The sequence below is a fragment of the Rhizobium sp. K102 genome (genome assembly GCF_022385315.1).
In the GTDB taxonomy this organism is placed as follows: Bacteria; Pseudomonadota; Alphaproteobacteria; order Rhizobiales; family Rhizobiaceae; genus Rhizobium; species Rhizobium croatiense.
This window is the reverse complement of sequence record NZ_CP092437.1, coordinates 122174-141115: the sequence shown is the minus strand read 5'-3', so window position 1 is coordinate 141115 and position 18942 is coordinate 122174. Positions and strand designations below refer to the sequence as shown.

General features: G+C 62.1%; 12 protein-coding genes and 2 pseudogenes. 5 read left to right on the top strand and 9 right to left on the bottom strand.

The genetic code is table 11. The annotated features are described in order from the left end of the window. Positions 1-22: 22 nt before the first annotated feature. Positions 23-517, bottom strand: a complete 495-nt coding sequence (locus MHI61_RS28145; protein ID WP_239793266.1) for an Lrp/AsnC ligand binding domain-containing protein — start codon at positions 515-517, stop codon at positions 23-25. 173 nt (positions 518-690) lie between these two features. Here MHI61_RS28145 and MHI61_RS28140 point away from each other — a divergent pair, with 173 nt between their 5' ends. From MHI61_RS28140 to MHI61_RS28130, 3 genes are all read left to right on the top strand, one after another. Then, positions 691-897, top strand: coding sequence for a hypothetical protein (locus MHI61_RS28140; RefSeq protein WP_239793265.1), 207 nt, complete (start codon positions 691-693; stop codon positions 895-897). Positions 898-926: 29 nt separating this feature from the next. Beyond that, entirely contained in the window at positions 927-4634 is a 3708-nt protein-coding gene (gene putA / locus MHI61_RS28135) for a trifunctional transcriptional regulator/proline dehydrogenase/L-glutamate gamma-semialdehyde dehydrogenase (RefSeq protein ID WP_239793264.1), read from the top strand. A 382-nt stretch (positions 4635-5016) separates the two neighbouring features. After that, positions 5017-7557 (top strand): HAMP domain-containing methyl-accepting chemotaxis protein, encoded by a 2541-nt coding sequence (locus tag MHI61_RS28130; RefSeq protein WP_239793263.1) that lies wholly within the window; start codon positions 5017-5019, stop codon positions 7555-7557. Positions 7558-7590: 33 nt separating this feature from the next. Here MHI61_RS28130 and MHI61_RS28125 read toward each other — a convergent pair whose 3' ends face one another. After that, positions 7591-8913: an FAD-binding oxidoreductase gene (locus MHI61_RS28125; protein ID WP_239793262.1), complete on the bottom strand. Its 1323-nt coding sequence runs from the start codon at positions 8911-8913 to the stop codon at positions 7591-7593. 317 nt (positions 8914-9230) lie between these two features. On the opposite strand from MHI61_RS28125, the gene MHI61_RS28120 reads away from it, so the two are divergent. Next, entirely contained in the window at positions 9231-9707 is a 477-nt protein-coding gene (locus MHI61_RS28120) for an Lrp/AsnC family transcriptional regulator (RefSeq protein ID WP_004679019.1), read from the top strand. Between the two features lie 27 nt (positions 9708-9734). Here MHI61_RS28120 and MHI61_RS28115 read toward each other — a convergent pair whose 3' ends face one another. The 4 genes and pseudogenes from MHI61_RS28115 to MHI61_RS28100 all read right to left on the bottom strand — a co-directional run bounded on the left by MHI61_RS28115 (position 9735) and on the right by MHI61_RS28100 (position 14239). Then, entirely contained in the window at positions 9735-11462 is a 1728-nt protein-coding gene (locus MHI61_RS28115) for an FAD-dependent oxidoreductase (protein WP_239793261.1), read from the bottom strand. Continuing rightward, positions 11459-11755 (bottom strand): (2Fe-2S)-binding protein, encoded by a 297-nt coding sequence (locus tag MHI61_RS28110; protein ID WP_183934798.1) that lies wholly within the window; start codon positions 11753-11755, stop codon positions 11459-11461. Before MHI61_RS28110 ends, MHI61_RS28115 begins: the two co-directional genes overlap by 4 nt. Further along, complete coding sequence (locus MHI61_RS28105) at positions 11736-12863, bottom strand: FAD-dependent oxidoreductase (protein ID WP_239793260.1); 1128 nt, start codon at positions 12861-12863, stop codon at positions 11736-11738. The genes MHI61_RS28110 and MHI61_RS28105 overlap by 20 nt, the downstream gene beginning before the upstream one ends. Positions 12864-12916: 53 nt before the next feature. After that, positions 12917-14239: pseudogene (locus tag MHI61_RS28100) on the bottom strand (FAD-binding oxidoreductase). A gap of 438 nt (positions 14240-14677) precedes the next feature. On the opposite strand from MHI61_RS28100, the gene MHI61_RS28095 reads away from it, so the two are divergent. Beyond that, entirely contained in the window at positions 14678-15361 is a 684-nt protein-coding gene (locus MHI61_RS28095; RefSeq protein ID WP_239793259.1) for an aspartate/glutamate racemase family protein, read from the top strand. An 81-nt stretch (positions 15362-15442) separates the two neighbouring features. On the opposite strand, the pseudogene MHI61_RS28090 reads toward MHI61_RS28095, so the two are convergent. The 3 genes and pseudogenes from MHI61_RS28090 to MHI61_RS28080 form a co-directional block, all read right to left on the bottom strand. Then, positions 15443-17097, bottom strand: a pseudogene (locus MHI61_RS28090) (ABC transporter ATP-binding protein). Further along, positions 17097-17951, bottom strand: coding sequence for an ABC transporter permease (locus MHI61_RS28085; RefSeq protein ID WP_239793258.1), 855 nt, complete (start codon positions 17949-17951; stop codon positions 17097-17099). The pseudogene MHI61_RS28090 and the gene MHI61_RS28085 overlap by 1 nt, the downstream one beginning before the upstream one ends. After that, positions 17948-18898, bottom strand: a complete 951-nt coding sequence (locus tag MHI61_RS28080) for an ABC transporter permease (protein WP_239793257.1) — start codon at positions 18896-18898, stop codon at positions 17948-17950. The genes MHI61_RS28085 and MHI61_RS28080 overlap by 4 nt, the downstream gene beginning before the upstream one ends. Positions 18899-18942: the final 44 nt, after the last annotated feature.

Here is an 18942-nt window from a genome sequence, read left to right as displayed (position 1 = left end):
GACTGTCGGCAGCCGTCTTCCTTCACGAAAGGCTCGAGCCGAATTTGTCCCAGCCTTCCTTGATCGTCTCCATCGCGACGTTCGTCGAGGTGTTGGCAACATGGGGCAGCGTCGAGATGCGTTCGCCGAGAACGCGGCGGTAGCGGCCGATGTCGCGGGTGCGGATCTTCAGGAGATAGTCGAACCGGCCGGCGATCATGTGGCACTCTTCGACTTCCCGGATCTTCTTGATGGCTTCGTTGAAGCTTCTCAGTGCATCCTCGCGGGTGTCGGAAAGTTTCACCTCGACGAAGGCGATGTGGTCGAGCTGCATTTTCGATGGATTGAGGACGGCCTTGAAGCCTTCGATATAGCCGTCGCTGATCAGCCTTTTGAAGCGAATCTGGCACGGCGTCTTCGACAATCCGACCCGCGCGGCGAGATCGGTGATCGATAGCCTGCCGTCCTCGGCGAGCGCGGCAAGGATCTTTCTGTCGAATTGGTCTAATTCACTAAAGAAATCGGTTTCTGCAGCCATCTGAACTCTCATGGACGAATTAATAAGTTCATACAGCCTGAAAATAGCGAAAATCAAGTAAGATCGCGATTTGTGCCTGTGATAGGTTATGTGCCGGCAATGGAGGAACGCGTCCAACCGGCCGGCAGCTTGCCGGGACCGCTATCGGCGCCGAACGCAAAATGGGGAGTGACATGCACAGGAAAGAGACGGGTGAGGATCAAAAGCCGGATCTGCTCGTTCACTATCGACCACTGGCGATAAAAGCCGTGGCGGCGGCATTCACCCTCAAGCGCGACAAGCCGGATGCGCGCCCGCTCCGCGAGACGGAATATTCCGGCCCGATTTTCACGGACGATGCCACCTGGGATGATGAGCCCGGTGTTCCATTTATCCGTTAGACGAAATATTCACTGATCAGGGATTTCCCATGTTGAACGCAGCGATCGACCCCGCATCCTCCAAAGAACCTGCCGGCGGCGCGCCGTTCGCCGCTTTTGCGCCGCCGATCCGGCCGCAATCGGAACTTCGCCAGGCGATCACGGCAGCCTATCGCCGTCCGGAAACCGAATGCCTGCCGCCCCTCGTCGCGGCCGCGCGCGTTTCCGAGGCGAAACGCTATGACATCCGCAGCACCGCTCGCACGCTGATCGAAGCCTTGCGCGCCAAGCACAAGGGCACCGGCGTCGAAGGGCTGGTGCAGGAATATTCGCTTTCCAGCCAGGAAGGCGTGGCGCTGATGTGCCTTGCCGAAGCGCTGTTGCGCATTCCCGATACCGACACCCGCGACGCGCTGATCCGCGACAAGATTGCCGAGGGCAACTGGACCTCGCATATCGGCGGCGGCAAATCGATGTTCGTCAACGCCGCCACCTGGGGCCTCGTCGTCACCGGCAAGCTGACGTCGACGGTCAACGCCCGCAGCCTGTCGGCAGCGCTGACGCGGCTGATTGCGCGGGCCGGCGAACCGGTCATCCGCCGCGGCGTCGACATGGCGATGCGCATGATGGGCGAGCAGTTCGTCACGGGTGAGACGATCGAGGAGGCGCTGAAGCGCGCCCGGCCGCTCGAAGCGCGCGGCTTCCGCTATTCCTACGACATGCTGGGCGAGGCCGCGACGACGGCCGCCGACGCCGAGCGTTATTTCAAGGATTATGAAAAGGCGATCCACGCCATCGGCAAGGCCTCGAACGGACGCGGCATCTATGACGGCCCTGGCATTTCGATCAAGCTTTCGGCGCTGCACCCCCGCTATGTCAGGGCGCAGGCCGGTCGCGTAATGGGAGAATTGCTGCCCAAGGTCAAGGCGCTCGCCGTGCTCGCCAAGACCTATGATATCGGCCTCAACATCGACGCCGAGGAGGCCGACCGGCTGGAGCTTTCGCTCGATCTGCTCGAGGAGCTCGGCCTCGCGCCGGAGCTTGCCGGATGGAACGGGCTCGGTTTCGTCGTGCAGGCCTATGGCAAGCGCTGCCCCTTCGTGCTCGATTACATCATCGATCTCGCCCGCCGCTCCGGGCGCCGGATGATGGTCCGTCTGGTCAAGGGGGCCTATTGGGACGCAGAAATCAAGCGCGCCCAGCTGGATGGCCTCGACGACTATCCCGTTTATACCCGCAAGATCTACACCGACGTCGCCTATATCGCCTGCGCGCGCAAGCTGCTCGGTGCGCCGGATGCGGTTTTCCCGCAGTTCGCGACCCACAATGCGCAGACGCTGGCGACGATCTATCATGTCGCTGGTCCCGATTTCGCGGTCGGCAAATACGAGTTCCAGTGCCTGCACGGCATGGGCGAGCCGCTCTACGACGAGGTCGTCGGCAAGGAAAAGCTCGACCGGCCCTGCCGCATCTATGCGCCAGTCGGAACCCATGAGACGTTGCTCGCCTATCTGGTGCGCCGCCTTCTCGAAAACGGCGCCAACTCCTCCTTCGTGCACCGCATCTCCGATCCGAACGTTTCGGTCGAGGCGCTGATCGCCGATCCCGCCGAGACCGTTGCGGCCATGCCTGTCGTCGGCGCTCCTCATGTGCAGATCGCTGCGCCGAAGGCGCTCTACGGCCATGCTCGCGCCAATTCGGACGGGCTCGATCTCTCGAACGAGGCGACGCTGACGGATCTGGCGCAGGCGCTCGCCTCCACGGCCGCGAGCCCGTGGCATGCGCTTCCGATCCTCGCCGACGGTTCCACCGATGGAGTGACGCGCGACGTTCTCAATCCTGCCGATCACCGCGACGTCGTCGGCACGGTCACCGAGTTGAAGGTCGAGGAGGCGGCCCGTATCGTTGTGATGGCGGCCGACTATGCACCGCAATGGGCGGCGGTGCCGCCGGCCGAACGGGCGGCCTGCCTGGAGCGGGCGGCCGACATCATGCAGGCCCGCATCAAGACCCTGATGGGCATCGTCATGCGCGAGGCCGGCAAATCGGCGGCCAACGCCGTCGGCGAAGTGCGTGAGGCGATCGACTTCCTGCGCTATTACGCCGAACAGGCGCGCAAGACCCTTGGGCCGTCCCACGCGCCGCTTGGGCCTATCGTCTGCATCAGCCCGTGGAATTTCCCGCTGGCGATCTTCACCGGACAGGTGGCCGCCGCTCTCGTGGCGGGCAATCCCGTGCTGGCCAAGCCCGCCGGCGTGACGCCGATCATCGCCTCGGAGAGCGTCGAGATTCTCCACGAGGCGGGCGTGCCGGTCGGCGCTCTGCAATTCGTACCCGGCAGCGGCCGGCTCGGCGCCGGCATGGTCGGGGCTCCTGAAACCGCCGGCGTCATGTTTACCGGCTCGACCGAGGTCGCCCGCATGATCCAGGCGCAGCTGGCCGAACGGCTGTCTTCGAGCGGCAAACCGATCCCACTGATCGCCGAAACCGGCGGTCAGAACGGTATGATCGTCGATTCCTCGGCATTGGCCGAGCAGGTCGTGGCCGACGTTATTGCATCTGCTTTCGACAGCGCCGGCCAGCGCTGCTCGGCGCTCAGGGTGCTATGCCTTCAGGACGATGTCGCCGACAGGACGCTTGCCATGTTGAAGGGCGCCTTCCGTGAACTGACGGTCGGCCGAACCGATCGCCTGAGCGTCGATGTTGGCCCCGTCATTAACGACGGCGCCAAGGCCGAGATCGACCAGCATATCGAGCAGATGCGCGGCTCCGGCTGCAAGGTGGAGCAACTGCCTTTGCCCGAAAGTGCAGCGGCAGGCACCTTCGTTCCGCCGACGATCATTGAGATCAAGTCGCTGTCGGATCTGACCAAGGAGGTCTTCGGACCGGTCCTGCACGTTTACCGCTTCAAGAGAAACGGCCTCGACCGCCTGATCGACGATATCAATGCCTCGGGCTACGGCCTCACATTCGGACTTCACACGCGGCTTGACGAAACCATCGCGCATGTGACGAGCCGCATCAAGGCCGGCAACCTCTACGTCAACCGCAACATCATCGGTGCCGTCGTCGGCGTCCAGCCTTTCGGCGGCCGCGGCCTGTCGGGAACGGGTCCGAAGGCAGGCGGCCCGCTCTATATCGGTCGCCTGGTGCAGCGCGCCCCGGTGCCGCCGCAGCAGAATTCGGTTCATACGGACCTTGCCCTGCGCGACTACATCGTCTGGCTCGACACGAAGGGCCTGTCGGGCGAAGGGGAGGCGGCGCGCGGTTATGCCGGCCGCTCGGCACTTGGGCTCGAACGTGAGCTCACCGGCCCGGTCGGCGAGCGCAATCTTTACGCGCTGCATCCGCGCGGCCGCATTCTGCTCGTGCCGCAGACGGAGAGCGGGCTCTATCGTCAGATCGCCGCAGCCCTTGCAACGGGCAATCATGTCGCGGTGGATGCCGGTTCCCTCTCGAAATCGGTGCTCGCCGATCTTCCGGCGGCGGTCGCCAGCAGGATTTCCTGGGCCTCGGACTGGGAAAAAGACGGGCCTTTCTCGGGTGCGCTCGTCGAGGGCGATCGCGACAGGGTTCTCGCCGTCAACAAGAAGATTGCCGCGCTGCCCGGTCCGCTTCTGCTGGTCCAGGCTGCGACCACCGAGGAACTGACGAGTGATGCCGAGGCCTATTGCCTCAACTGGCTGCTGGAGGAGGTGTCGACCTCGATCAACACCGCCGCTGCCGGCGGCAATGCAAGCCTGATGGCGATTGGCTGACCGAAACCGACGAGGGCGTCAAAAGTCCGCCTTCAAGACCGCTGACAGAGCCCTCTTTCGTCATGCTCGGGCTTGTCCAGGCTTGTCCCGAGCATCTGCTATCCGTCGATAGGGCAGCAGATCCTCGGCACAAGGCCGAGGATGACGTCGAGGAAAGGGCGAGGTTGCCAGCAAATCGGGGCAGAAGAGGCAGAAAAAATATGCCTTCGGTCATCCTCGCGAACGAACTCGACACCATTGACCATTTTTTTAGTAGTTGTGCCTATCGTGATGGCCTCGGGGGCAGCCGCCGACTGGAACGGGTCAATTCGCACATAAGCGTGCCGTTGGATGGTGGAGCGCACCGGAGAAAGAGGCGATTTTCCTGGGGCGGGGGCTTCCTATGTCGTTGATTGACCGACTGTTGCAGCGTATGCGGATCGTGACGAAGGTCCTGTTCTTTGTGGTGCCTCTGATCGTTCTCATCGCGGGCATCGGTCTTTTCGGCTATTTCACCGCGGGCACGCTGAACGGCCAGATGACGCTGACGCGGCAAACGATCGATACGCTTTCCAGTTTCCAGCAGCTTCGCTCCTCGCTGACCGCCTTTACCGACCTGCCGACACAGGCGACCCGCGATCGGCTGGTCGCCAGCATCGCCGATCAACAGAAGGGTGCGGCGACGCTCGATGCGATGTTGATCAGTCCCGCCCAGAAACAGCAGATCTCCGCCGTGCGCGAACTCGGCGGCAAGATGCAGGGCGGCGCTGACGCGCTGTGGGCGGTGGCGCAGGAGCGCGCCAATACCGAACTGGCGATCGATGGGGCGGTAGCGCAACTTTTCAAGGAAAGCCAGACCGCCCGCAAGCAGCTCGACGTTCTTCAGGACCAGGCCAACGGCAAGGAGGCCTTCGTCCGGGCGCTTCTTCTCGACGCCTCGGCCTATAAAAATCTCGCGGGACGCATCGCGAAATTGCGCAAGGCGACCGCCGCCGCCGCCGACCCTCAGAAGCTTGGCCAGGCCATAGCCAGCCTTCTGCCGCCGCTCGTCAAGGAAGTCGGCGAGGGTGAGGCGCTTGGCTCCGACAAGGCGAAAAGCCAGATCGCCCCGCTAAAGCCGGTTCTGGACAAGCTTGCCGCGATGGCGAAGGACAGCGTCAATCTGTCGCTCGACGGTTATGCTCCCGTCGACCAGGATCTGCAGCGTTTCGAGGAGCAGTTTGCAAAGCTTGCTTCCGGCAATGCGGATACAGCGATCGAGCGCTTTGCCGGCATGGATGCGAGCATAGCAACGCTTCGCTCGATGGTGGCGATCGTCAATGCCGCGTTCAAATCGATTGACGATCTGCGACTGCACCTGAGCGAACTGAACAGGCGGGTCGATGCCGAATCGCGCGATGCAGTTCTGGTGGATCTAAAGGCCTTGCGCGAAAGCGCTGCAAAGCTCGAGCCCTTGAGCGGCAAGAACGCCGCTTTGAAGGATCTTGCCAAGAAGATCGAGCCTTCCCTTGCCTTGATCGAAAAGGGGACCTCGGCACTGATATCGATCGCGGATCAATGGCAGGGCAACAAGCAGGCAGCGACCCAGCTGGTCGCGGCCGCAAGCCACACGCTCGAACAGTTCGTCAGCACGGCGCAGGAGAGCGGCAAGGAAATCAGCCAGCGCTCGGCCACGATGTCGCTCTCGGCCATGATTGCCGGCACGGTGCTTGCCATCATCGGCGGACTGATGCTGATCGAGACGCTGCGCGGACCGCTGAAGCGGATCACCCAGACGATGACGAGACTTGCCGCCGGCGATCTCAATGTTCCGATCGGCGATGGCAAGCGCGGCGATGAAATCGGCGATATGATCCGCTCCGTGACCGTCTTCCGCGACCAGGCGCTCGAAAAGACGAGGCTCGAAGAGGTCGCTGAAGCGAACAGGGCGCGGGACGAACAGGAACAGGCCAGCCGCGCAGCCGAGCAGGCACGCATCGAAGCCGAGCAGAGCGAGGCCCTGGACGCCCTGTCCGACATGCTCGGCAAACTCGCCGACGGCAACCTCGCTGCCGTGATGAGCGAGGAGCTGGCCGCCGATTATGTCGCGATGGCCAGGACCTACAACCAGGCGATCGATGCGCTGCGCCGCACACTCGCCGAGGTCCGCAACACCACCTATGAAATCGCCGAGGGCAGCACCAATCTTTCGGGTGCAGCCGACGATCTGGCGCGGCGCACGGAACAGCAGGCGGCCGCTCTCGAAGACAGTTCACGCGTGCTCGGCGAGCTGACGGCCAGTGTCCGCACGACGGCGGAAAATGCGCGCCAGACATCGGTGTCCGTCGCCGAGGCGCACCGGCAGGCGGAGCATTCCGCGGCCGTCGTCGCCAAGGCGGTCGACGCCATGGACGCCATCAACCGGTCGTCCGACAAGGTCACCAGCATCATCGGCGTGATCGACGAGATCGCCTTCCAGACCAATCTTCTCGCATTGAATGCCGGCGTCGAGGCGGCGCGGGCCGGAGAGGCGGGCAGGGGCTTTGCCGTTGTCGCACAGGAGGTGCGCGAGCTCGCGCAGCGTTGCGCCACCGCCGCGCGCGAGATCAAGGGTCTTATCTCCAACAGCGCATCGCAGGTCGGCACGGGCGTCAAGCTCGTCGAGGAGACCGGCCAGGCGCTGGCGGCGATCATGGAGCACTTCACCTCGATCAACGGGCTGGTGCAGGTCATTTCGACGGCGACGAGCACTCAGTACAAGGGGATCGACGAAGTCAATAACGCCGTTCGCGACATCGAGCATATCACCCAGCATAACGCCGCCATGGTCGAGGAAAATACCGCCGAAATTCACAGGCTGCGGCAGCAGGTGGAACTGCTGAACGAACGCATCTCCCGCTTCCAGACCGCCGACGCCCGCAGAGCGTCAACGACCGCCAGCCAGCGGATCGCCCTGGCCTCCTGAGGGAATATCTTTGGCTGTCCCGCGGGCCGAGCCTTAGAAATCGGCGACCTTGCCCCAGGCTGATCTCTTAAATCGGTCGGGGTGATAAGACTTCGGGTCGACGATCGGCTCGTTGCCGGTGACGATATCGGCAATCAGATGACCGGCGCCGGGCCCGATGCCGAAGCCGTGGCCGCTGAAGCCCGCAGCGAGGATGAAACCCGGAAGGGCGGTGTCGCCGATCGCCGGCACGCCGTCCGGCGTGCTGTCGATATAACCCGCCCAGGCCGCGTTGATGCCGGTGTTCTTCAAGGCGGGCAGAAGCTCGAGCGCCCGCGCATGCGTGAGGGCAACGGTGGCCTCGTCTACCGCCGGGTCGAGGATGCGCATGCGTTCCATCGGCGTCTTGCTGTCGAGCCGCCAGCGCGCCAGCGATTCATGGCCCGAGCGAAATCCCTCCAATCCGCCGGGTGCGAGGCTTCGCCAGCGCCGGGCGAACATCGGGAGGAACTGCGGCGCGAAACGCAACTGCTGCGCGGTGGGATCAATGCGGCCGCGGCCGCTGATCGCAAGCGTGTAACCGCCGTCGCCGCGACGTGTCACGGAAACCGCGGATGTATGCAGGGCATCCGGCAGGCCGGCGGCACCCGATGAAACCGAGAGGATCGACGAGCGGATCGAGGCTTGTGGAAATCGGATGCCGAGCTGTCGGCAGAAGGAGGAGGCCCAGGCGCCACCGGCGAGGATCGCGATTTTTGTCCGGATCGTGCCATGCTCCGTGACAACGCCCGAAAGCCTGCCGCCTTCGATCTCGACGCCGCGGGCCGCACAGGACTGATGCACCGTGCCGCCGAGCTTGATGATCGCACGCGCGACGGCCGGCGCCGCATTTGCCGGATCGGCGGTGCCGTCGGTCGGTGAAAATACCCCGCCTTTCCACACGGCGCCGGTAGCACGCCCGCGTTCGGTTGCCTCGGCGCTGCTCAGCATATGCGTCGTGACGCCGACCGACCGGGCGAACTCGCCCCAACGAGCCCAGCCGGAAAGCTCCTCGTCGCTGTTGCTGAGATAGAAGAGACCGCAGCGGCGGAAGCCGGTGTCCTCGCCGGTTTCGGCCGCGAAGCGCTCCCACAAATCGAGGCTCTTCGTCGACATCGGCAATTCCCGGGCGTCGCGGTTCTGCTGGCGGCACCAGCCCCAGTTGCGGCTTGATTGTTCCGCACCGACAAGCCCCTTCTCGACGAGGGCGACCTTCAATCCGCGCCGGGCGAGATAGTAGGCGGCGAAAACGCCGACGATGCCGCCGCCGATCACCACCGCATCGGCGGCAGCAGGCAGTTCCGGTGTGGTGTCGACGAGCGTGAGCGGTGCGGGCATGGCATGGTCTCCGTTTCGATCCTGAAGCGCGTCGCCCGCGCTTTAGCTTTTTGTTCTTGTGCATGTCGTTCTCGCAAAACCGCTGCATACTTTTGCGCAACATGCTCTAGTCTGAGCGGATCCGACGCTTCGCCTTTGCCGGAGATCGGCCGGCGACAGCAGAAGATTCTGTCCTGTGGGGAGTCCGGCAGCCGTTTCTGCTTCGTCATGTGCCTCAACCTGATCGACACCGCCTTGCTATGTGTTAAGCTCGACGTTGGAAAGCCGCAGCATAATCTGCTGCGTCGTTGGCGATCTCAAGCACACGAAGGCGCGTGATGAAACTCGATCGGATCGACATAAAAATCCTCTACGAACTGCAGAAGAATGGCCGCGTCACCAATGTGGAACTCGCCGAGTTGGTCAATCTGTCGCCGAGCCCGTGCCTGATGCGGGTGAAGAAGCTGCAATCCGAAGGTTACATCGAAGGCTATTCGGCTCAGATCAATGTCAGCAAGCTCGGCCAGACGCTCACCGTGTTTACCGAGATTACGCTGAAGAACCATCGGCAGATCGACTTCGCCCGTTTCCTCGCGGCGATCGAGAAGGTCGACCAGGTGATCGAATGCCATCTGGTTTCGGGCGGCTACGATTATCTCTTGAAATTCGTCACCGCCGGAATCGACGAATACCAGACGATCATGGAGCGGCTCACCGATATGGACGTCGGCATCGACAAATATTTCAGCTTCGTCGTCCTGAAATCGCCGATCATCAAAGCCCACATGCCGCTGACCACGCTTTTCCCGCATTAGAGCCTTTCTGGTTAGAGCAGGGTTTCGTCAGGGCAGAGGCGATCGGCGACGGGCATACCCCTTGTTACGTCCGAGCCGATCGCTGATACCGTGCTTCCCATCTGGTGCCGTACTCGCTGGGATCTCATCAGCGAACGCATGAAGTTCGGCTGCCGCCGCCAGGCGCGGGGAGAACGCTCTTACGGCAACCCGGTCAGCGGCCAAAATCGGACAAGTTAGCGCCGACGGTACTGGCGCCCGTCGTGGGGGGCGAAGCTCGCCCTGCGCGCCGTCGTAAGGCCTTTCGACGGATCCGGCGACGGCGATGATAGCTGTCTCCGTGTGCGGCAAAGCGGCCAGCTCGCCAAGTGTCACGGGTTTGACCGGAGGGCGTAATCGATAATAACCGACTTCGCCTGGCGGAACGCCACGGCATTGCGCCAGCAGTTCAACGGCGGTCAGACCGCACAGGCGCCCCTGACATGGTCCCATTCCGCATCGTGTAAACGCCTTCATTTGGTTAGGGCCCGGCGCCCCGAGCGCCGCGACTTCTCGCAGCTTGCCGGTTTCGATTTCTTCGCAGCGGCAGACGATGGTGCCGTCGTCCTTTGGCACACGAAACCGTTCGCCGGGCCGGAACCGATGCTCTATAAAAGTCCTGCCCCTAAGGGCGCGCGCGAGCTTCCGCGCGAGTTGGTTTCGGCGCTTTTCGTAGGCACCGCGGCCAATGCGATTTAGAGCGAGTGACGCAGACAAGCCCGCAAGCTCTCCTTGCGATGCCGAGGCAACCGCCCCGACAGTTCCCGCCGCATCACCGGCGATCGAAACCCCCGGAACCGAGCTTGCGCCGCAAACGTCGACGGCCGGGCGGAAGGCTGCCAAGCGCTCGTCCCAGAGGTAGTCGCAGCCAGCCGCTAGCGCGAGATTGAGGTTCGGCGCAATTCCTTGGTGCAGAAGGAGCAGGTCGCCTTCAATGTGTAGGGACTTGTTGCCCTTGCGAACACGCAGCGTGCTGAATTGTCTCGAGCCAATCGCCTCCATCGCCGTCACTCCGCGGATAACTCTGGTTCGACGGTGAAGGTCGAGTAGAAGCTTCATACCCTTAAGCGCATAGGGTGACGTGGCAAAGGAAAATACGTGAGGGAGTGCGGAACGCCAATTTTCGGCTGGCGTAGTGTCGACAACCGCCGTGACAAAGACGCCTGCCCGAAGAAGTTGACTTGCAAGTAAATAGATCAGCGGCCCGGTCCCGGCGAGGATGGTTCGCCCCGAGGGCACAAGGCCCGATGCCTTCATCAAGATTTGCGCTGCTCCCGCGGCCATGACCCCTGGCATGGTCCACCCAGGAATTGGGAACGGACGCTCGAGCGCGCCTGTTGCGAGGATCACCCGATGGGCAGCGATCGGCTGAGCTATGCCGCCGAGTGAGATGCCGACTTCGAGTGGATGCACTCCGTCGCCGGTTTCCTCGTCAGCGGGCCCGACGCTCCACACCGTCGCGCTGGGGGCATAGCTCACCTTCGCTTGCCGGAATCGTTCGAGGAGCGTCCGACCGGTAGCGTAGTCCGGCCCCATACGGCCGAGATCGGCATCTGATGCATGCTCGACTGACCGATAAATTTGTCCGCCGGGGGACTGGTTTTCATCGGCCAACAGTACGACGAGGCCGTGGTTCGACGCTTCGATGGCTGCCGAGAGCCCGGCTGGCCCCGCACCAACGATAACAACGTCGTAATGAGGGGCTAGATCGGCCGCGTTGTGAATGTTTTGCATCATTCTTCCGCTCCAGCTGCGCCATCCTGTGTTTCGACAAGCATCCCGTTGGTCACAGCGATCATGCAAGCCTGCCGATTTGAACGGCCATCAATTCTGACTAGGCACTCAAAGCACACACCCATCATGCAATAGGGACCGCGGGCGGCGCCGGTTACCGGGGTCTGCCGCGTGGAGCAATGTCCAGCGGCCAATAACGCGGCAGCAACGCTGTCACCCTGGCGGGCCGTCATCGGCACGCCATCGAATGTGAATGAAATCGAACTCTCGTTTCTGTCAGACAGCCGCCGGAACACGGAACCTCCGGGAATGAAATGCGGAGAGATCTGCGCAGAACTCGCCGGCCGAAATTTGCCGCGGCAGAATCAGCGCATGGTTCGCCGCCAGGGTTACGCCGGAATGGCAGGCGAATGCGAAAGCACCCGGAAACCTCTCCGATTGCTCGTAAATGGGACAGCCGTCCGGCGTCATGACGCGGAACGCCGCCCAGGTCCGCACCGCCTTCACATCCCTGAGAAGTGGGAATGTGCGCACAGCGCGTTCGGCCAGGACCGCAGTAATCGGCCCTCGCGGCCGCTGGTGATCGATCGTCGCTTCCTTGCTCTCGCCGATCAGCACTGAGCCCTCGTCTGTCTGCCGCAGGTAGCCGGTGGCATGGCTGAGGAAGGGCTTCAGCCGCTCGGTGACGATAATTTGGCCGCGGCTGGGCGAGAGCGGAACGTTCAGCCCAACCATCGGCGCGAGGGCGGTGTTGCCGATGCCGGCCGCAAGCACAATCTTGCCGGAAGTAAGCGTCCACCCGTCCCCAGTCAATTCGAACGCACCGGCCCGATGGCGGATCGCCGTCGTCTTCCGATGCGGCAGATAATGAACACCACGCTGCTGCAGCGCCTTGTGAAAGGCCGCGAACAGCCGCAGCGGGTTGACGTGTCCATCGAGAGGACTGAAAATCGCGCCTGCCACTGTCTCCCCCACCAGTGGCACGCGGCGGCGTGTCTCCGCCTGATCGAGTATCTCATATTCGAGCGGCGGAGTACCTTCCGCCTCCATTCCCGGCTGGCTGGCGAGCTTCGTCATGGATGCGACGCCGCGCTCCAGCTCCGTTGGCGTGAGCCGAATTGAGAAACCGCCCGATTGGACAAAACCGGTGTCGATGCCGGTTTCCGCCTTGAGCTCGGCTGCCAGCCGATGCCAGTTCGCCGTCGAGGTTCGCGACCACCGCGAATAGGCGGCATTGCCAAGGCCCTTGCTTGAGCTCCAGACGAGACCGAAATTTGCCCGGGCGGCCCTGTTTGCCAAGTCGCCTTCGTCGACGATTGCGACCCTTTGTCCGCATCTCGACAGGCCCCAGGCTATCGATATGCCTACCAGCCCGCCGCCGATCACGATTACGTCGTAATCCATTCCGCTAGCTTTCCCCTGGCACCCCACGGCCTTCTCCGGATTTGGCCTCACGATCAGATTGCGCCGACTTTGACCTTCGAACCGTCAAGGAGGCGCGACAGGCGGAAGGGGTGGGGTCGACACAGGGTGTATCATTGGCAACCAGGTCGGCCGCCAGGCGGCCGATGCCCGGGCCAAGGCCGAAGCCATGGCCGGAGCAGCCCGCGGCCAAATAAAGCCCTCTCACACCGTCGGCTGGCGAGATGACTGGCACCGCGTCCGGCGTGAAATCCACGTAGGCTCCCCAACTGTCGGCGAGTTCGACTCCCGCCAATGCAGGAAACTGCTCGGTGACCCGTTTCAAAATAGCCGCAATCGTGCGGCGGCTCGGCGGCGGGTCAAGAACGCGCATCCGCTCGAAGGCCGATGGTTTACTCTTGTTCAAGCTTCCGAATGCTTCCGGACCCTGGAGGAAGGATTTGCCGATGCCGAACTGCACCGCTTTCAGACGCTTCATGAACATCGGCATGAACCAGCGGGCGTAGCGTATGCCTTGTGGGGTGATGTCGAGCATCGCCCTGCCACTGATCGCAAGCGTGTAGCTGCCATCCAACCGGCGGGTCAGCGCGCAGTCCGGCGTATAGATCGCCTCGCCCACATTCGCTGTGGGCCGCGTACGAAGCGCTGTCTGGCGCACGCTCGCTTGCGGAAACAGAACTCCGTGCTGGCGACAGAACATGGATGTCCAGGCACCGCCGGCGCAGAGAACGGCTTGGGTCCGGATTGTCCCCTTTTCTGTGATCACCCCGGCAACTGCTCCATTCGCCAAATCAAGACCTAGCGCAGCGCACTCTTGATGGACCGTCGCTCCAAGTTTGCGAGCGCCCTCAGCGATTGTCGGCGCGGCGATGGCAGGCTCTCCCTTGCCATCGTCAATTGAGTGGACCCCGCCGAGCCATCGGCGACCATTTGCCGGGATTGCGGCAGCCGCTTCTGCGGCACTCAGCATCTTCGTATTGACGTTGAACTGGCGGGCCGTATCACGCCATGCTTCCCATTCCGCCAGCTGCTGCGGATTGTCGGTAGCGTAGAGCAAACCGCATCGACGGAAACCGACGTCCTCGCCAATTTTGGATTCAAACTCACCCCAGAGCCGCAGCGCGACACCCGAGAGCGGCAACTCCCGCTCATCCCGGTTCTGCTGGCGGCACCAACCCCAGTTGCGGCTCGACTGCTCGCAGCCGACCTGGCCTTTTTCGACCAGAGCGACCGAGAGTCCCCGCTCCGCCAGAAAGAGAGCCGCGGTTGCACCAATGATGCCGCCGCCGATGACGACGACATCCGCCTTGGCGGGGAGTTCTTTCGTCGCTGTGTATTCGTTTGAGGAGTGGAGACATGGAGACTGACCTGAACTGATTTGGAACCGAGCTATACGGCACTGTCTGCTGCCTCTCCGGCAGAAGCATCCGAGGCAATGACGACTATCGTATCGAGTTGGAACGGCGGTGCGAGCCGGCCGGGCAGGGGCAGACTGCCTGGGTCAAAGATTGGTGTCACGGCGCGTCCTCGAAGTGAACTCAGGTGAAGCTACCGGAGGAAGGCGAGCAGCATGCATCAAATGAAAATGCAGGGACGGCGGAAAGTTCCGTGTTCGGCGACATGACAGTCGAAACTTCGGCCGTTGAGCAGGTAAGTTGTAAAGCATCGTCTGACGACAGTGGTTTTGGATCGATTTCCGGTCGTAGCACGACAGATGCCGGGTTCAGGGCCACATCAACCCGACTGCTGCCGGCTCCAATTGATGAGCGCGCACAACCAAAATAGAGATCTAAGCCATGCCTACGGAATTTAATGACTCCCCTGCGCTTGCCATGATCCATACGGTTCCCGGGATCATCCCTGCATTTAACGAACTCGTCGGTCCCCATCTGCCCGGTTGGCGCTCGTTCAACATGTTAGATGAGAGCCTGCTGGGAAACACCATTCGCGAAGGCGCGCTGTCACCTCAAACTATGCGGCGACTTGCGGGTCACATTTGGTCGGCGGTGGATGCAGGGGCCTCGGCGGTCCTCGTCACCTGTTCCTCGCTCGGTCCTGCGGTGGATGCGGCAATGCCGCTCTGCCCCGTACCGCTCTTCCGGATAGATGATGGCATGGCGATTGAGGCGATCCGACGCGGAAATCGAATTGGCGTCCTTGCAACTCTGGCTACGACAATGAATCCTACAACCCGGCTAATTGAACGCCATGCTCAAAGAATAGGGCATAGGGTTTCCGTGACCGGTCGTCTTTGTGATGGCGCCTTTGAAAAATTGCGAAGCGGAGACAGGGCGGCGCATGATGCAATGATACGTGAAGGCCTCGCTTCACTCGTGGGCAGCGTCGACGTGGTTGTTCTTGCTCAAGCGTCAATGGCGAATGCTCTCAATAAAATGGGCGAGGCATCGGTGCCGGTACTTACTAGCCCTGAGCTTGGTGTCCTGCACATGTCCTCCGCACTGAACGCGCTCCCACGTTGAAGAAAGTGCGCACAGGCATCAGGCGGCGCGGCATCGTCTAGACAAGCCAGTCTACCGCGAGCCGCACCATCGGGCCTGACCTCAGTGCCGGCAATAGGCCCGCACGAGTTCTGGATCCTGCTTGAGCCCGTCGAGCCACGCCGGATCGAGCGTCGGCACCGACGAGAACAGCAGTTGCGAATAGGGATGCTGCGGCGCCTTCACTTTCGAGGGGTGATTTCCTCGACTTTCCGGCCGCCGTACATCACGACGATCTCGTCGCAGATCGCCTCCACCACCGAGAGGTCGTGGCTGATGAAGATGTAGGAGAGGCCGAGTTCGCGCTGCAATTCCTTGAGCAGGTCGATGACGGCGGCAGCGACAACGGTGTCGAGGGCCGAGGTGATCTCGTCGCAAAGGATCAGCTTCGGATCGGCGGCGAGCGCCCGGGCGAAGTTGACGCGCTGCTTCTGTCCACCTGAGAGTTCTCCCGGCCTGCGGTGGCGCAGGTTGCGGGGCAGGCGCACCATGTCGAGCAGTTGGTCGATTCTGATGTTCTGCGCCTGTCGATCCATGCCGTGGTAGAACACCAGCGGCCTGGCGAGGATATCCTCGACGGATTTCGCCGGATTGAGGGCGGTATCGGCATATTGGAAGACGATCTGCATCTCGCGCAGTTGATCGCGCGAACGCTCGCGCGCATTGCGGCGCAGTTCCGTGCTGTCGAAGACGATCTTGCCGGCTGCGGCCGGCAGGATGCCGGCAATGGTGCGGGCGAGAGTCGATTTGCCGCAACCGGATTCGCCGATGATGCCGAGGTTGCGTCCCTTTTCCACTGTCAGGCTCACATGCTCGACCGCGCGTACGAGAGGCAGGCCATCCGCCTGGCGCTGCCCATAACCCGCTACGACGTCCTCGATCTTCAGGAGCGGCGCCGTCGCACTCTCGGCAATGCTTGCCGTGTCGCGCGGTTTCGGCTCGAAGGCAGCGAGCAGCTGCCGCGTATAGGGGTGCTTCGCATTGTTGAGGATCTCTTCGGTGGTGCCGGTTTCCTGGGTCTCTCCGCCTTTCAACACCACGATGCGGTCGGCAATCTGTGCGACGACGGCAAGGTCGTGGGAGACATAGACGCCTGCTATGCCGCCCTTCTTCATAACCGATTTGAACGCCCGCAGCACTTCGATCTGGGTCGTCACATCAAGCGCCGTCGTCGGCTCGTCGAAAATGACGAGCGTCGGGTCGCCGATCAGCGCCATGGCGGCTGCCAGACGCTGCAGCTGACCGCCGGAAACCTGGTGCGGATAACGGCTCCCGATTGTTTCCGGTTCGGGCAGGGACAGCGCCCGGAAGAGTTCGATCGCCCTGGCACGCGCATCCTCCGGCGACATCAGCTGATGGATACGCGTGACTTCGATCACCTGATCCATGATCGATGTGGCCGGGTTGAAAGCGGCAGCGGCCGATTGCGGCACGTAAGCGACCTCGGTGCCGCGCAGTTTGGCCCGCTGCTTTTCGCTCAGCGCCACCATATCCTTGCCGGCGACCGACACAGTGCCGCCGGCGATGCGACAGCCCGGGCGGGTATGACCCATGAGGGTCAGTGCGATCGTCGTCTTGCCGGAGCCGCTCTCGCCGATCAGCGCGACGATCTCACCCTCGGCAATGTTGAGGCTGACACCTTTGATGATCTCGACGCGTCGGCCGGAATCGGTAGTGGCTTCGACCCGGAGGTCACGAATTTCGACAAGATTGGTCATCACTCGCTCCGATCCCGGATTTTTTGCGGCAGGTTGTCGATCAGCAGGTTCACGCTGATCGTGAGGCTGGCGATGGCAAGCGATGGGAACATGACGGCGGGAGCCCCGAATGGCAGGCCGCCGATGTTTTCACGCACGAGCGCACCCCAGTCCGCATACGGTGGCTGCACGCCCAGTCCAAGGAAGGAAAGGCCGGAGAGCAGGAGAACGATGAAGACGAAGCGGAGCCCGAGATCGGCAAGTACGGGACCGACGATATTGGGCAGAATTTCCGAGCGGATCAGATAGAGGGTGCTTTCACCGCGGATGCGGGCGACAGTTATGAAGTCCATGGAATTGACGTTGACGGCGAGCGCCCGAGCGAAACGATAGGAGCCCGGGATATAAATCACCGAAAGCGTCAGGATCAGCACTGGGATCGACGATCCGACGGCTGCAACCACGACTAGGCCGAAGAGCTTGGACGGAATGGAATTCATGGCATCGAGGAAACGGGAGAGCAACGTGTCGAGCCAACCACCGGCGACGGCCGCGATCATGCCGAGTACGACGCCGCTGAAGCAGGCGATCGTCACTGCCGCAAGAGAGATGCCGACCGTGTAGCGCGCGCCCATCAGGATGCGCGAGAAGACATCACGGCCGAGATAATCTGATCCCATCCAAAATTGCTGGGATATCGGCCCGAAATAGTCGTAATCGACGATTTCGCCCACTGGATAGGGGATGAGCGTGTGCGCGAAAATCGCGATAAAGGCCCAGAACAGGATGACGGCAAGTCCTAGGAAGCCAACGAGATTGAAGCGGTAGCCAAGCCGGCGGGCCACAGCGGGCCGTTGTTCGATATGGGATGTCATCGCAGCCTCGGATTGGAAAGAATGGCAACAATGTCGGCCAGTGTAATGAGGATGAGGTAGCCGACGCAGAAGATCATCGCGCAGGTCTGGATGAGCGGCAGGTCGCGCGTTGCGACCGCATCGACCATGAGCTTGGCGATTCCCGGATAGTTGAAGATCGTTTCGACGATGATGACGCCGCCGAGCAGATATGAAAGCGACAGCGCAACCGCATTGATGATTGGGCCGAGCGCATTCGGCAATGCATGCTTCAAAACGATGCGGCTGCGTGAGGCGCCTTTCAGCAATGCCATTTCGGCATAGGGCGTGTTCAGGGTTTCAACCACGGCAGCCCGCGTCATCCGGATCATCTGCGCCGATACGCCGAAGGTCAGTGTGATTACCGGCATCGCATAGACCCGTAGCATATCGGTGAAGGTTTTCGCTTCATTGGTCAGGGAGATGGCCGGAAGCCATTGCAAATGGACCGCAAAGAACAGGACGGCCGACGTCGCGATCATGAATTCAGGCACCGATATTACGCCAATCGTAAGCACGGTGACTGCACGGTCATAGAGCGATCCTCGCATCATGGCTGCCGTGATGCCGAGTGTCAGCGCGATCGGCACCGCAAACAAGGCGGTGATGCCCGCCAGCTTCATCGAGTTTGCAAAGCGGCCGCCGATGAGGTCAGCGATTGGCATATCGTTGGCGTAGGAAGTGCCGAGGTCGCCCGACAATAGCCCCCTCATCCAGTAAACGAAGCGGAGAAAAGCCGGCTGGTCGAGATGCATCGCCTTGCGCAGTCCCTCGACGGCCTCCGGCGTCGCCGCCTGCCCAAGCAGGATGGACGCCGTATCGCCCGGAAGCATCGTCGTGGCGAAGAACACCGCGAAGGATACAATAATCAGCGTGACGACTGAGATCAGCAGCCTGCTTGCTATAAGGGACAGGATCGGATTGTTCATCTTCATGCTCCCCGTCGGCCGAAGTCCGACAGCTTATTCACGAA

What these genes read in the sequence shown, in the direction of transcription:
- MHI61_RS28145 (WP_239793266.1), bottom strand. Translation starts at nt 517, where the DNA reads ATGGCTGCAGAAACCGATTTCTTTAGTGAATTAGACCAATTCGACAGA.
- MHI61_RS28140 (WP_239793265.1), top strand. Translation starts at nt 691, where the DNA reads ATGCACAGGAAAGAGACGGGTGAGGATCAAAAGCCGGATCTGCTCGTT.
- putA (WP_239793264.1), top strand. Translation starts at nt 927, where the DNA reads ATGTTGAACGCAGCGATCGACCCCGCATCCTCCAAAGAACCTGCCGGC.
- MHI61_RS28130 (WP_239793263.1), top strand. Translation starts at nt 5,017, where the DNA reads ATGTCGTTGATTGACCGACTGTTGCAGCGTATGCGGATCGTGACGAAG.
- MHI61_RS28125 (WP_239793262.1), bottom strand. Translation starts at nt 8,913, where the DNA reads ATGCCCGCACCGCTCACGCTCGTCGACACCACACCGGAACTGCCTGCT.
- MHI61_RS28120 (WP_004679019.1), top strand. Translation starts at nt 9,231, where the DNA reads ATGAAACTCGATCGGATCGACATAAAAATCCTCTACGAACTGCAGAAG.
- MHI61_RS28115 (WP_239793261.1), bottom strand. Translation starts at nt 11,462, where the DNA reads ATGATGCAAAACATTCACAACGCGGCCGATCTAGCCCCTCATTACGAC.
- MHI61_RS28105 (WP_239793260.1), bottom strand. Translation starts at nt 12,863, where the DNA reads ATGGATTACGACGTAATCGTGATCGGCGGCGGGCTGGTAGGCATATCG.
- MHI61_RS28095 (WP_239793259.1), top strand. Translation starts at nt 14,678, where the DNA reads ATGCCTACGGAATTTAATGACTCCCCTGCGCTTGCCATGATCCATACG.
- MHI61_RS28085 (WP_239793258.1), bottom strand. Translation starts at nt 17,951, where the DNA reads ATGACATCCCATATCGAACAACGGCCCGCTGTGGCCCGCCGGCTTGGC.
- MHI61_RS28080 (WP_239793257.1), bottom strand. Translation starts at nt 18,898, where the DNA reads ATGAACAATCCGATCCTGTCCCTTATAGCAAGCAGGCTGCTGATCTCA.